13 protein-coding genes are annotated in these 13,954 nt (G+C 64.4%); 10 read left to right on the plus strand and 3 right to left on the minus strand.

The features are described from left to right. Positions 1-18 precede the first annotated feature (18 nt). The 5 genes from IE101_RS02120 (at position 19) to IE101_RS02140 (ending at position 6,695) form a co-directional block, all read left to right on the plus strand. Entirely contained in the window at positions 19-1,926 is a 1,908-nt protein-coding gene (locus tag IE101_RS02120; RefSeq protein WP_189632134.1) for a bifunctional 5-dehydro-2-deoxygluconokinase/5-dehydro-2-deoxyphosphogluconate aldolase, read from the plus strand. Next, positions 1,923-3,752, plus strand: coding sequence for a 3D-(3,5/4)-trihydroxycyclohexane-1,2-dione acylhydrolase (decyclizing) (gene iolD, locus IE101_RS02125; RefSeq protein WP_189632135.1), 1,830 nt, complete (start codon positions 1,923-1,925; stop codon positions 3,750-3,752). The genes IE101_RS02120 and iolD overlap by 4 nt, the downstream gene beginning before the upstream one ends. 10 nt (positions 3,753-3,762) lie before the next feature. After that, entirely contained in the window at positions 3,763-4,659 is an 897-nt protein-coding gene (iolE, locus tag IE101_RS02130) for a myo-inosose-2 dehydratase (RefSeq protein ID WP_189632136.1), read from the plus strand. Positions 4,660-4,736: 77 nt separating this feature from the next. After that, a complete protein-coding gene (iolB, locus tag IE101_RS02135) occupies positions 4,737-5,549 on the plus strand; it encodes a 5-deoxy-glucuronate isomerase (RefSeq protein WP_189632137.1) in 813 nt (270 codons plus the stop codon). 114 nt (positions 5,550-5,663) lie between these two features. Further along, positions 5,664-6,695 (plus strand): ATP-binding protein, encoded by a 1,032-nt coding sequence (locus IE101_RS02140; protein WP_189632138.1) that lies wholly within the window; start codon positions 5,664-5,666, stop codon positions 6,693-6,695. Here the strand turns inward: IE101_RS02140 and IE101_RS02145 are convergent, their stop codons facing one another. The 3 genes from IE101_RS02145 to mazG all read right to left on the minus strand — a co-directional run bounded on the left by IE101_RS02145 (position 6,696) and on the right by mazG (position 9,750). Beyond that, positions 6,696-7,643 (minus strand): nucleoside hydrolase, encoded by a 948-nt coding sequence (locus IE101_RS02145; RefSeq protein WP_189632139.1) that lies wholly within the window; start codon positions 7,641-7,643, stop codon positions 6,696-6,698. Positions 7,644-7,830: 187 nt separating this feature from the next. Next, the gene (locus IE101_RS02150) at positions 7,831-8,832 is read right to left on the minus strand and encodes a Fe(3+) ABC transporter substrate-binding protein (RefSeq protein ID WP_189632140.1); all 1,002 of its coding nucleotides are present in this window, start codon (positions 8,830-8,832) and stop codon (positions 7,831-7,833) included. Positions 8,833-8,883: 51 nt separating this feature from the next. Continuing rightward, entirely contained in the window at positions 8,884-9,750 is an 867-nt protein-coding gene (gene mazG / locus IE101_RS02155) for a nucleoside triphosphate pyrophosphohydrolase (RefSeq protein ID WP_189632141.1), read from the minus strand. Between the two features lie 63 nt (positions 9,751-9,813). Between mazG and IE101_RS02160 the strand changes: the two genes are divergently transcribed. The 5 genes from IE101_RS02160 (at position 9,814) to prfA (ending at position 13,950) form a co-directional block, all read left to right on the plus strand. Continuing rightward, positions 9,814-10,983, plus strand: coding sequence for a M20 aminoacylase family protein (locus tag IE101_RS02160; RefSeq protein WP_189632142.1), 1,170 nt, complete (start codon positions 9,814-9,816; stop codon positions 10,981-10,983). A 14-nt stretch (positions 10,984-10,997) separates the two neighbouring features. Continuing rightward, positions 10,998-11,297, plus strand: coding sequence for a hypothetical protein (locus tag IE101_RS02165; protein ID WP_189632143.1), 300 nt, complete (start codon positions 10,998-11,000; stop codon positions 11,295-11,297). Positions 11,298-11,419: 122 nt separating this feature from the next. Next, complete coding sequence (gene speB / locus IE101_RS02170; RefSeq protein ID WP_189632144.1) at positions 11,420-12,385, plus strand: agmatinase; 966 nt, start codon at positions 11,420-11,422, stop codon at positions 12,383-12,385. Beyond that, complete coding sequence (locus IE101_RS02175) at positions 12,382-12,846, plus strand: DUF1499 domain-containing protein (protein ID WP_189632145.1); 465 nt, start codon at positions 12,382-12,384, stop codon at positions 12,844-12,846. The genes speB and IE101_RS02175 overlap by 4 nt, the downstream gene beginning before the upstream one ends. A 48-nt stretch (positions 12,847-12,894) precedes the next feature. After that, entirely contained in the window at positions 12,895-13,950 is a 1,056-nt protein-coding gene (gene prfA, locus IE101_RS02180; protein ID WP_189632146.1) for a peptide chain release factor 1, read from the plus strand. Positions 13,951-13,954: the final 4 nt, after the last annotated feature.

A 13,954-nucleotide genomic window follows, 5' to 3' on the forward strand; every position in this document is an offset into this window, starting at 1 on the left:
AAAGGGGGGAGGCTCTGCATGAAGACGCTGGACGTCATCACCATTGGCCGTGCGTCGGTCGATCTTTACGGCGCGCAGGTCGGCGGGCGTCTGGAGGACATGGGGTCTTTCCAGAAATACATCGGCGGTTCCCCCTGCAACATGGCCGCGGGCACGGCCCGGCTGGGGCTGAAATCGGCGCTGATCACCCGTGTGGGTGACGAGCACATGGGCCGCTTCATCCGCGAGGAACTGGCGCGCGAAGGTGTGGATGTGCGCGGTGTCATTACCGACAAGGAACGGCTGACGGCGCTGGTGCTGCTGGGCATCCGCGACGAGGAGCAATTCCCGCTGATCTTCTACCGCGAAAACTGTGCCGATATGGCGCTGTGCGAGGATGACATCGACCCCGCACTGATCGCGGACAGCCGGGCCGTTGTGGCGACGGGCACGCATCTGTCGAATCCGCGGACCGAAGCGGCGACGCTGAAGGCGCTGCGTCTGGCGCGCGAAACCGGGGCGCAGACTGCGCTCGATATCGATTACCGCCCGAATCTCTGGGGTCTGGCGGGGCATGGGGATGGTGAAAGCCGCTTCATCGAATCGGCGCAGGTGACGGCCAAGCTGCAATCGACGCTGCATCTGTTCGACCTGATCGTCGGCACCGAGGAAGAGTTCCACATCGCCGGCGGCACCACCGATACCGTGGCTGCGCTGCGGGCAGTGCGGGCCGTCAGCGGGGCGGCGCTGGTCTGCAAGCGCGGCGCCAAGGGGGCCGTGGCCTTTACCGGCGCGATCCCGGACAGCCTTGATGACGGCGAAACCGGCCCCGGCTTCCCGATCGAGGTCTTCAATGTGTTGGGCGCCGGTGACGGGTTCATGTCGGGGCTGCTCAAGGGCTGGCTCGATGGGGAAAACTGGCCGACCGCGCTGAAATACGCGAATGCCTGCGGCGCCTTCGCAGTGTCGCGCCACGGCTGCACCCCGGCCTATCCGAGCTGGGCCGAGCTGCAGTTCTTCCTGGACCGTGGCGTGGTGGAAAAGGCGCTCCGCAAGGATCAGCGTCTGGAACAGATCCACTGGGCGACCAACCGCCACAACGACTGGTCCACCATGCGCGTCTTTGCCTTCGATCACCGCATGCAGCTGGAGGCGATGGAAGGGGCCACGGTCGAAAAGATCGGCGCCTTCAAGCAGCTTTGCCTGCAAGCCGCGTTGCAGGTGGCGGGGGGCAAACCGGGCCACGGTATCCTGTGTGACGGTCGTCTGGGGCGCAGCGCGCTGTACAAGGCGGCGGGGACGGGGCTCTGGATCGGGCGGCCGGTGGAATGGCCGGGCTCGCGCCCGCTGACGCTGGAACCTGAAATCGGGCCGGATTTCGGCGGCCTTTCGGAATGGCCGCTGGAACATGTGGTCAAGGTGCTGTGCTTCTACCACCCTGACGACACCGCCGAGATGAAGGCCGAGCAAGAGGCGACGGTTCTGCGCCTGTTCCACGCCTGCCGCCGCAACCGGCTGGAAATGCTGCTGGAAATCATCCCCTCCAAGGTTGCCCCGGTCAATGATGAGACCTCGGCCACCATCATCCAACGGTTCTATGATCTGGGCGTCTACCCCGATTGGTGGAAGCTGGAACCCTTTACCAGCAATGCCGCCTGGACCAAGGCCTGCGATGCAATCACCCGCAACGATCCGCATGTGCGCGGCATCGTGGTGCTGGGCCTTGATGCGCCGATGGACCAACTGGCAGACAGCCTTGCACTGGCGGCGGGGCATGATCTGGTCAAAGGTTTCGCCGTCGGCCGCACGATCTTTGCCGAGGCCGCGCGTCAGTGGCTGGCCGGAACCATGAGTGATGCGGCCGCCGTGGCCGACATGGTTGCAAAATACGAAAATCTGTGCCGTGTCTGGGACGCGGCGCGCGCCAAGAAGGATGTGGCAGCATGAGCAACACGATCCGCCTCACGGCCGCCCAGGCCATGGTCAAATGGCTTTCGGTGCAGATGACCGAAGAGGGCGAGCGGTTCATCGAAGGGATCTGGGGGATCTTCGGCCATGGGAACGTGGCCGGGCTGGGCGAGGCGCTTTATCACGCCAAGGACAGCTTCCCGACCTGGCGGGGCCACAATGAACAGACGATGGCCCATGCCGCCATCGCCTATGCCAAGACCCACAAACGCCGTCGCGCCATGGCGGTGACCTCTTCGATCGGGCCGGGCGCCACCAATATGGTGACGGCCGCGGCGCTGGCGCATGTGAACCGTCTGCCGGTGCTGTTCGTGCCGGGCGATGTCTTTGCCAACCGCGCGCCCGACCCGGTGCTGCAGCAGATCGAGGATTTCGACGACGGCACCGTCTCGGCCAATGATTGCTTCCGCCCGGTCAGCCGCTACTACGACCGTATCTCGCGCCCGGAACATCTGCTGACCGCGCTGCCGCGCGCGCTGCGGGTGATGACCGATCCGGCGAATTGCGGGCCGGTGACGCTGGCCTTCTGTCAGGACACCCAGGCCGAAGCCTATGACTATCCGGTCAGCTTCTTCGAGCCGAGGGTCTGGTCCATCCGCCGCCCCGAACCCGATGCACGGGAGCTTGAGGCCGCTGTCGCCGCGATCAAGGCCGCGCAGAAACCGCTGATCGTGGCCGGGGGCGGGGTGATCTATTCCGACGCCGAGGCCGATCTGCTGGCCTTTGCCAAGCGGCATAATATCCCCTTCGTGGAAACGCAGGCCGGCAAGGGCGCGATCGACTGGGAAGAGCGGCTGCACTTCGGATCCCCCGGTGTGACGGGCACGGGCTGCGGCAACAAGCTTGCCGCCGAGGCGGATCTGGTGATCGGTGTCGGCACCCGCTTTCAGGATTTCACCACCGGCAGCTGGACCGTGTTCAGCGCCCCGGGGCGCAAGATCCTGTCGATCAACATCCACGGCTATGACGCGGGCAAGCGCGGCGCGCAGGCGCTGGTGTCGGATGCCAAGGTGGCCCTGGCCAAGATCAGTGCGGCCCTGGGCGATCACCGCTTTGCCGACCCGGATTTCGCCGCGCGCGATGCCTGGTTTGCCACCACCGATGCCCTGCTTGCGGCACCCGAGGGCAACAGCCTGCCGACCGATGCCCAGATCATCGGCGCGGTGACGCGGGCCACCGGCAAGGACAGCATCATCATGTCGGCCGCAGGCACCATGCCCGGCGCGCTGCATGTGCTGTGGCGGGCGGCCGCGGGCGGCTATCACATGGAATACGGCTTCAGCTGCATGGGCTATGAGGTGGCGGGCGCCATGGGCATCAAGATGGCCGCACCCGAGAAACATGTCGTCTGCATGGTGGGCGATGGCAGCTACATGATGGCCAATAGCGAGCTTGCCACCGCCGTGATGATGGCCGTGCCCTTCACGGTGGTCCTGACGGACAACCGCGGTTATGGCTGCATCAACCGTCTGCAGCAGGGCTGTGGCGGGGCGCCGTTCAACAATATGCTGGATGACAGCTATCACGTGAACCCCGCCCATATCGACTTTGTCGCCCATGCCGGGTCGATGGGGGCGATTGCGCGCAAAGTTGGGTCGGTGGCCGAGCTTGAGGCCGCCATGGCCGAGGCGAAGACTGCTGCCCTGCCGACCGTCATCCTGATTGAAACCGATGCCGGCCCCGGCACCGGCGCGGGTGGCACCTGGTGGGATGTCGCCGTCCCCGAAGTGTCCGAGCGCCCGCAGGTCAATGCCGCGCGCGAGAAATATGAACAGAACACCGCCCGCCAGTGGCTGGGCAACTGAGGTCAAGACCATGATCCTTTTCGGAACCAACCCCATCGCCTGGGCGAATGACGACGACCAGACCATCGGCGCCGATATCCCCACCACCCGCATTCTGGACGAAGCGGGCCGTCAGATCGGCTTTGACGGGATCGAGAACGGCCACCGCTGGCCGAACGACCCCGAGGCGCTGCGCGCGCTGCTGGCCGACTATGGGCTCAAGTTCATCTCGGGCTGGTATTCGACCGAGCTTCTGGTCCGTTCGGTCGAGGATGAGATCAAGGCCGTGCAGGACCATCTGGCCAAGCTCAAACACAATGGCTGCAAGGTTTGCATCGTCTGCGAAACCTCGAACGCGATTCATGGCGATGCGAAAAAGCCGGTGAACGACCGCCCCGTGCTGAGCGCGGAAGAGATGGTGGCCTTCGGCCAGAAGCTTGAGGCCTTTGCCGCCTATCTCGCCTCGGAAGGGGTGACGCTGGTGTACCACCACCACATGGGCACCATCGTCGAAAGCCCCGAAGAGATCGACGCGCTGATGGCGGCCACCGGCCCCCATACCCATCTGCTGTTCGATGCCGGGCATTGCACCTTTGGCGGCGGCAACCCGGAAGAGGTGCTGAAGAAGCACGTTGCCCGCGTGCGCCACTTCCACGCCAAGAACATCCGCCCCGCGATTGTCGAGAAGGTCCGGGCCGAGGGCTGGTCCTTCCTGCAGGGCGTCGTCGGCGGTGCCTTCACCGTGCCGGGCGATCAGGAGGGGGGCGTCGATTTCGGGCCGCTGCTCAAGATCCTTGCCTGCGCGGGCTATGACGGCTGGATCGTCATCGAGGCCGAACAGGACCCGAATGTCCGTAACCCCTTGCTCTATCAGACGCTGGGTCTGGCGACGCTGAAGCGGCTGTCGAAAGAGGCCGGTCTGATCTGATCCCGGTGGAAAGGCCGGGGGGCTGTCTGCCCCCCGGACCCCCCGAGGATATTTTTGCCAAGATGAAAGGGATGCGGATGACCGAGCTTTTGGTGAAGCCCGCGGGGACGCGCGGCAAGGTGCATGATGTGACGCCCGAAAGCGCCGGTTGGGGCTATGTGGGCTTCGGGCTTTATCGGCTTGAGGCGGGCGACAAGGTCGCTGAGGTGACGGGCGAGCGCGAGGTCATTCTGGTGCTGGTCGAGGGCAAGGCGCGCATCACCACCGCAGGACAGGATTTCGGCGAGATGGGCGATCGGATGAATGTCTTTGAAAAGACGCCGCCGCATTGCCTTTACGTGCCCAATGGCAGTGACTGGGCCGCCGAGGCGACCACGGCCTGCACGCTGGCCGTCTGCTCGGCGCCGGGCAAGGGGAATTACGCGGCCCAGCAGCTTGGCCCCGAGGGGATCGAGCTGACCCCGCGTGGCAAGGGCAGCAATACCCGCTATGTGAACAATATCGCCATGGAAGCCCGCGATGTGGCCGACAGCCTCTTGGTGACCGAGGTTTTCACCCCGCAAGGCAACTGGTCGAGCTATCCGAGCCATCGCCATGACGAGGACGACTATCCCAATATGACCTATCTGGAAGAGACCTATTACATGCGTCTCAACCCGGAGCAGGGCTTTGGCATCCAGCGGGTCTATACCGAGGATGGCAGTCTTGATGTGACCATGGCGGTGAAGAACCACGATGTCACGCTGGTGCCCAAGGGCCATCACCCCTGCGGCACGCCCTATGGCTATGAGATGTATTACCTGAACGTCATGGCTGGGCCGATCCGCAAGTGGCGGTTCAACAATGATCCGGATCATGACTGGATCTATCAGCGCGATCTGCAGGGATGAATCTTGCGGGGGCCGGGCGGAAACGTCTGGCCCTTGTTGCATTTCTGTCGTCCGGGCGTTGCAAGCTGGGCCTGCAGGCGGCACAAGACCTGCGGGGCAGCACGGGGGACAGAAATGCAGCGCGACGAGATTGAGCCGATCCTCGATGCCGTGCCCTTTCCCATGCTCTTTGTCGGGCGGGACCAGCGCCTCATGGCGATGAACGAGGCTGCCGCGCGCGTGCTGGGCGCAGCGGGGCTGGAGCGGCATTACAACTTCACCATCCGCCAGCCGCAACTTGTGGCCGCGATCGAGGCCGTCAGCCGGGGCGATGCGCGGCGGGTTTTGCGCGTCACGCTGACCATCGCGGGGCATGAGGCCAATTACGAGGTGACGGTCGGCCCGGTGCCCGGGGGCGGGGCGGTCTGCACCTTTGTCGATATCAGCGAACAGGAACAGATCAGCCAGCTGCGCCGCGATTTCGTCGCCAATGTCAGCCATGAGCTGCGGACGCCGCTGACCTCGCTTCTGGGGTTCATCGAGACGCTGCAAGGCCCGGCGCGGGATGATCCGGCGGCGCGGGACCGGTTTCTGGGCATCATGGCCCGCGAGGCCGGGCGGATGACGCGGCTTGTGCGGGATCTGCTGTCGCTGAGCCGGGTCGAGGCAGAGGAGCGTCAGCGCCCGGCCGGTCAGGTCGATCTGGGAGGGCTGCTGCTGCAAGTGGCGGCGACGTTGAAGCCGCTGGCCGGCGATGCAGGCGTCACGCTGACCGTGACCGGGGCCGAGGTGCCTTGCCTGATCCGCGGCGATGGTGACCAGCTGACGCAGGTGTTCCATAACCTCATTGAAAATGCGGTGAAATATGGCGGCAGCGGAAAGCGGGTCGAGGTGGGGCTTTCGGTCCTCTCCGGGGCGTCAGGCATGCCGGGGCGGGCGGCGCTGGTGGCGGTGCGCGACCATGGCGAGGGGATCGACGAAATCCACCTGCCGCGCCTGACCGAACGCTTCTACCGGGTCGATAGCCATCGGTCGCGCGAAAAGGGCGGCACCGGGCTGGGGCTGGCCATCGTGAAGCATATCGTCAGCCGCCATCGCGGGCGGCTGAAGATCGAAAGCGAAAAGGGCAAGGGCAGCATCTTTGCGGTGATCCTGCCCGCCGAGTGATCAGAGCCGCCCGATCCGTTCGATCAGCAGGTCGTAGAACCCGGCCGCGTCGAGATCGCCGATGAACAGGGCATTGGCAGGCCGGTCGGTCACGCCCCACCAATCGGCGACGGTCATGCCCAGGGTCAGTTCCGATCCGGTTTCGATTTCCACATTGATATGGCGGCCTTTGAACAGATCGGGGCGGATCAGATAGGCGATGACGCAGGGGTCATGCAGGGGGGCGCCTTCGCTGCCGTATTTCTGCATGTCGAACCGTTCGAAGAAATCGGTCCATTCGGCGACCATGCGGCCCGGCTCTGTCCCAAGATTGCGGAAGGCTTCGATCCGGGCGCGGGTGGTCAGCGCCTTATGCGTGACATCCAGCGGCATCACGACCAGCGGAACGCCGGATTTGAACACGATTTCAGCAGCTTCCGGATCGACGTAAATGTTGAATTCGGCGGCCGGGGTGATATTGCCGACCTCGAAATAGGCGCCGCCCATCAGCACGATCTGCTGCACGCGGGCGATGATATCGGGCGCTTGTTGGAAAGCGGTGGCAATATTCGTCAGCGGCCCCAGCGGGCAGAGCGTGACGGTATGGGCCGGTTCCCGGCGCAGGGTTTCGATGATGAAATCGACGCCATGCTGATCTTGCAGCGGCATCACCGGATCGGCCATCTGCGGGCCATCCAGGCCGGTCTTGCCATGCACATGTTCCGCAGTGACCAGCTTGCGCTTCAGCGGCCGGTCGCAGCCGGCATAGACGCGAGTGTCGGGCTTGCCCGCCAGTTCACAGACGATGCGCGCGTTTTTTTGCGTCAGTGGCAGCGGCACATTGCCCGCAACGGCGGTAATGCCCAGAATTTCAAGTTCTTCCGGGCTGCCAAGCGCCAGCAGGATCGCCACGGCATCATCCTGTCCGGGATCGGTGTCGATGATGATCTTGCGGGGGGTATGGGTCATGTCAGGGTCCTAGGCCATCTTGCACGGGGCAACTGTGGGGCAATTTTTGCCCGATATAACCACAGGTTGCGACCAGATCGCGTCGCAAATCACGAAACATTGTATCAATGACAATACCTTTCCCCCGAAATGCAAGGCGCCGCCCCCGCAGGGACGGCGCTTGCACTCGGACGGTCTGGGACGCAGATCAGCCGTCGAAGTTGATTTCTTCCATGATCTTCAGCGCCTCGGCGCGGTGACCCGAGACTTCGGTCAGCGGGATTGCGTCGGGGGTGAAGCTGCCCCAGCTCTGCACCAGTTCCGAGGCCGGAACGCCGGGCTTCACCGGGAATTCATTGTTGGTTTCGGCATAGATCTTCTGCGCCGCATCCGAGGACAGCCATTCGATGAGCTTGAGCGCCGCCTCCTTGTTCGGGGCCGATTTCGTCATCGCCACGCCCGAGATGTTCATATGCGACCCGCCGCCGTCAAACACCGGGAAGACGATGCGGACCGAATCCGCCCAGGCCTTCTGCTCCGGGTCTTTCAGCATCTGGCCCATGTAATAGGTATTGCCGATGGCAATGTCACATTCGCCAGCCCAGATCGATTTCACCTGATCGCGGTCGCCACCCTCGGGCTTCTTGGCGAGATTGGCCTTCACACCTTCGGCCCAGGTCTTGGCGGCCTCGGCGCCGTGATGGGCGATATAGGCCGAAAGCAGCGCCACGTTGTAATCATTGGTGCCCGACCGCGAACAGATCTTGCCCTTCCATTTCGGGTTGGCGAGGTCTTCGTAGCTGGTGACCTCACCATCGGCTACGCGGTCTTTTGAGGCATAGACGATCCGCGCCCGCGCGGTCAGGCCGAACCACTGGTCATCGGCATCGCGGAAGGCGGCGGGGATATTGGCCTCAAGCACATCCGATTGCACCGGCTGCACCACGCCCGCATCGACGATCTGCTTCAGCCGCGCGATATCCACGGTTAGCACCACGTCGGCGGGCGACCGGTCGCCTTCGGCCTGCAGACGCTCTGCCATGCCCTTGTCGACAAAGGCCACGTTGGTGGTGATGCCGGTTTCCGCCGTGAAAGCGTCCAGCAGCGGCTGGATCAGCTCGGGCTGGCGGTGGGAATAGATATTCACCTCATCCGCAAGGACGGGCAGCGCGGCGCTGGACAGGGCAATGGCGAGAAGGGCGCGTTTCATTCTTGACCTCTTTCGTCAGATTATGGCCGGACTTAAACCTTAGTTTTTCACTCAGGTCAATGTCTGACTGATCTGGTCAGAAATTTGTGAAGCGGCTTTTTCCTCGGCCTTGGCGCGGTTCCACAGGGCGTCCATTTCGGCCAGATCGCTGTCTTCGGGGCGGCGGCCATCCGCGGCAAGAAAGTCCTCTATACGGTTGAAGCGCCGCGTGAATTTCGTATTGGCGGCCCGCAGCGCAGCCTCGGGGTCCACCTTCAGGTGACGCGCCAGATTGGCCATGACGAAAAGCAGGTCGCCAAATTCTTCGGCCACCTCGGTTTCGGTCAAAATGTCGCGGGCCTCAACCAGCTCGCGCGCCTCCTCGGCAATCTTGTCGATCACCTCGGCGGTGGAGGGCCAGTCAAACCCCACGCGCGCCGCGCGTTTCTGCAGCTTCACCGCCCGCGTCAGCGCAGGCAGCGCCATGGCCACGCCGTCAAGCGTGCGCGCAGCGCCCCGTTCGGCCGCCTTGATCTTTTCCCAGTCGGCGGTCTGCTGATCGGCGCTCTTGTCGCGGTTTTCATCGCCGAAGACATGGGGATGGCGCGCGACCATCTTGTCGGCAATCGCCGTCACCACATCCTCAAAGCGGAACAGGCCGCGATCCTCGGCCATCTGCGCGTGAAAGACCGACTGGAAGAGCAGGTCGCCCAGCTCGCCCTTCAGCTCATCCCAGGCCTCGCGCTCGATGGCATCTGCCACCTCATGCGCCTCTTCCAGCGTATAGGGCGCGATGGTGGCGAAGGTCTGTTCGATGTCCCAGGGGCAACCATCGGGCGCGCGCAGCCGGGCCATGATTTCCAGAAGCCGCGCCATGCCTGCCGCAGCGTCATGCACCAGCGCGTCGCTTTCAGGACGGGGGAGTGGGCGTTGAGGCATTGCGGCTCCTTCGGTTTTCGGCTTCCCTTCCGGCTTAGACCTGAACGCCACGAGGAGTCCACCATGCCCGTTCTGAACCGCATCGCCGATTTCGCCGAGGAGATGAAGGGCTGGCGTCACCATCTGCACCAACACCCGGAACTGGAATTCGAATGTCACCAGACGGCGGCCTTCATCCAGGATCGCCTGCGCGAGATGGGGGTGGATGAGATCCATCCGGGCATCGCGAAGACGGGGATCGTGGCCATCATCAACGGGCAGGGCGACGGCCCGACCATCGGGTTGCGCGCCGATATGGATGCGCTGCCGATCGTCGAGGCGACGGGGGCGGACTATGCCTCGACCGTGCCGGGCAAGATGCATGCCTGCGGGCATGACGGCCATGTGACCATGCTGCTGGGCGCTGCGAAATACCTGTGCGAGACGCGGCGCTTTGCCGGGCGGGTGGCGCTGCTGTTCCAACCGGCCGAGGAAGATGGCGGCGGCGGTCAGGTCATGGTGCAGGAAGGGGTGATGGATCGCTTCAACGTGACCGAGGTTTACGGCATCCACAATGCGCCGGGGCTGCCCTTCGGGCATTTCCACACCAACCCCGGTCCGCTCATGGCCTCGGTCGATACGGCCTTTGTCTATATCACCGGGCGCGGGGGCCACGGCGCCACGCCGCATGAATGCGTGGACCCGGTGGTGGCGGTGGTGGCCATGGTGCAGGCGGTGCAGACCATCATCCCGCGCAATGTCTATGCGCTGGATGAGGCGGTGATTTCCGTGACCCAGATCCACACCGGCACCGCCTCGAACATCATCCCCGAAGAGGCGATGTTCTGCGCCACCATCCGCTGCTTCAACCCCGAGGTTCGCAAGCTTTTGAAAAAGCGGATTTACGAGATTGTCGAAGGCCATGCGATGGCCTTCAACTGCACGGCGCGCATCGATTACGACTGGGGCTATCCCGCCACGGTGAATCACCCCGATCAGGCGCATTTCGCAGGTCTGGTCGCGGCCGAGGTTTCGGGCGAGGGGGCGGTGCTGACCGATGCCCCGCGCGAAATGGGGTCCGAGGATTTCAGCTATATGCTTGAGGCGCGTCCGGGGGCCTATCTCTTCCTCGGCACCGGGCCGGGGGCGGGGCTGCATCACCCGGCCTATGATTTCAACGATGAGGCCGCGCCCATCGGTGCAAGCTTCTTTGCCCGGCTGGTCGAACGCGCCCTGCCGCTGGCCGCCAAGTAAGGAAAGGACGCGCCATGTTCCGTGCCCTGGCCCTGGGCCTTCTGATCCCGGCCAGCCCCGCCTTGGCGGCACTGTCCGGATTTTACGACAGCGGCGCCAAGATTACTGCCATTCTGGCCAGTGAGGCGGTGGGCGATGCCCTGCGGCAGGCGCCCATCGGCGCCATCAGCAATATCGGCACCACCAAGGACGGCAAGGATATCTGGCAGGTCCGCGTGCAGGACTGCGACCTTGAGGTCTGGGTCGTGCCGCATCTGCCCGACGGCCCCGGCATGACCACCTATAGCATTGAGGTGCCGGGCGTCTGCGAATGATCACCGCGCGGTGATATGATCAAACTTGACCATCGCCGCGCCGCCCGGCACAGTCGCCGCAACCGGATCCGGCGCGTCTCCGAGGACCAGAACGACGACCGCTTCATGAACAGGAGCGTTCCATGGCCCTTGAAGATGCCAAGAACGAAGTTGACACCGCTTTTACCCGTCCCGGGTCGCGGGGCTATGCCTTTGAAAACGCCTTTGCCGGGGCCACCAGCTTTCTGCGCCGCCGCTATACCAAGGATCTGACCGGGGTCGACCTTGCGGTGACGGGGGTGCCCTTCGACCAAGCGGTGACGCATCGCACCGGCACCCGCTTTGGCCCCCGCGCTATCCGCGAGGCCAGCACCCTTCAGGCCTATGATCCGCCGACCGGCTGGGGCACCGACCCGCTGGTCGATCTGAATGTGGTCGATTACGGCGATCTGGCCTTCGACTATGCCAAGACCGCCGATTTCCCCGATCGGCTGACCGCCCATATCCGCACCATCCTTGCTGCCGGGGCGGGCAGTGTGACGCTGGGGGGCGATCACTACATCACCTATCCCATCCTCAAGGCCTATGCCGAGAAATATGGCCCGATGAGCGTGATCCACTTCGACGCCCATTCCGATCTCTGGGCCGATGATGATCTGACGCGCATCGACCACGGCACGATGATGTACAAGGCGGTCAAGACCGGGCTGGTTGATCCCGCGCGGTCGGTGCAGATCGGCATCCGCACCTTCTGCGACGATTATCTGGGCATGAATGTGATCGAGGCGCGCGAATGCCACGAAATCGGCGTGGCACGGATTGTCGAGCGGGTGAAGGCGCTGGTGGGCGACCATCCGGTCTATCTGACCTTCGACATCGACGCGCTGGACCCCGCCTTTGCCCCCGGCACCGGCACGCCGGTCTGGGGCGGGCTTGCCAGCTGGCAGGCGGCGGCCATTCTGCGCGATCTGGCCGGGATCAACCTTGTCGGCGGCGATGTGGTCGAGGTATCCCCGCCCTACGACACCACCGGGGCCACGGCGATTGCCGGGGCGCATGTGGCCTATGAAATCCTCTGTCTGCATCACTGGAAGAAGTTCCGCACATGAAATGGTTGCTGGGTGTCACCTTCGGATTGCCGCTGCTGGCGGTGCTGGTCGCCATGGCCTTTGTCCGGCTGACACCCCTGGACCCCGCGCGCTGGCATGTCTCGCTTGCCAGCGCGCCCCGCAGCATCAAGCCCAATGACGTGACCGTGGCACCCACGGGGGCCGACCTGTCGGCGCCCGTGCTGCCCCTGACACCGCAGGCCCTGGCCGAACGCATCCAACAGATTGCGCTGGCTGAACCCCGCACGCAACTGATGGCCGGATCGGTGGCCCAGGGGCGGCTGACCTTCGTGCAGCGCAGCCGGATCTGGGGGTTCCCCGATGTCATCACCGTGGAAACCTTTGCCGTGCCGGGGGGCGCGACGCTGCGGCTCTGGTCGCGGGCGCGGTTCGGCTATTCCGATTTCGGGGTGAACCGGGCGCGGGCCGAACGCTGGCTGGCGGCGCTGACCCATCCCTGATCGTTCCACCCTTGACCCCGGCCCGCCTTTCGCGCGAAACCCGCCCGCATGGTGCCCTTCGACAAACTTGACCAGATCACCCGGCGTTTCGAGTTTCTCGAGGCGAAGCTTGCCGAAGGCGCAGGCCCGTCCGAAATTGCCGCCCTGTCGCGCGAATATTCCGACCTCAAGCCCGTCGCGTCCGAGATCGAGGCCTATCGCCGTGCGCTGGCCGATCTGGCCGAGGCCGAGTCGATGCTGTCGGACCCCGACATGAAGGCGCTGGCCGAGGAAGAGATCCCCGCACTCCGCGCCCGTATCCCGCAGATGGAACAGGCGCTGCGGCTGGCGCTGCTGCCCAAGGATGCTGCCGATGCCCGGCCCGCGATCCTGGAAATCCGGCCCGGCACGGGGGGCGAGGAAGCCGCGCTTTTCGCAGGCGATCTGGCGCGCATGTACCAACGCTATGCGGAACGCATGGGATGGCGGTTCGACATTCTGGAACAGCAGCAATCTGATCTGGGCGGGATCAAGGAATTCACCGCCCATGTGCAGGGCGACGGTGTCTTTGCGCGGCTGAAATATGAGGCCGGCACGCATCGCGTGCAGCGCGTGCCGGAAACCGAGGCGGGCGGGCGCATCCATACCAGCGCCGCCACCGTTGCCGTTTTGCCCGAGGCCGAAGAGGTCGATATCGACATCCCCGCCGCCGATATCCGCATTGATACGATGCGCGCCAGCGGTGCGGGCGGGCAGCATGTGAACACCACCGACTCGGCCGTGCGGATCACCCATATCCCGACCGGGATCATTGTCACCTCGTCGGAAAAATCGCAGCACCAGAACCGCGCCATTGCCATGCAGGTGCTGCGCGCACGTCTTTATGAGATGGAACGCGACAAGGCCGCCACCGCCCGCGCCGCCGACCGCAAGGCCCAGGTCGGATCCGGCGACCGGAGCGAGCGGATCCGCACCTACAATTTCCCGCAGGGGCGCATGACCGACCACCGCATCAACCTGACGCTCTATGCACTGCCGCAGATCCTACAGGGCGATCTGGGCGAGATCATCGAGGCGCTGATCGCCCATGATCAGGCCGCCAAACTGGCCGAGATGGACGCATGAGTGA

The sequence above is a fragment of the Gemmobacter lanyuensis genome, from assembly GCF_014652355.1.
Taxonomy (GTDB): Bacteria; Pseudomonadota; Alphaproteobacteria; order Rhodobacterales; family Rhodobacteraceae; genus Gemmobacter; species Gemmobacter lanyuensis.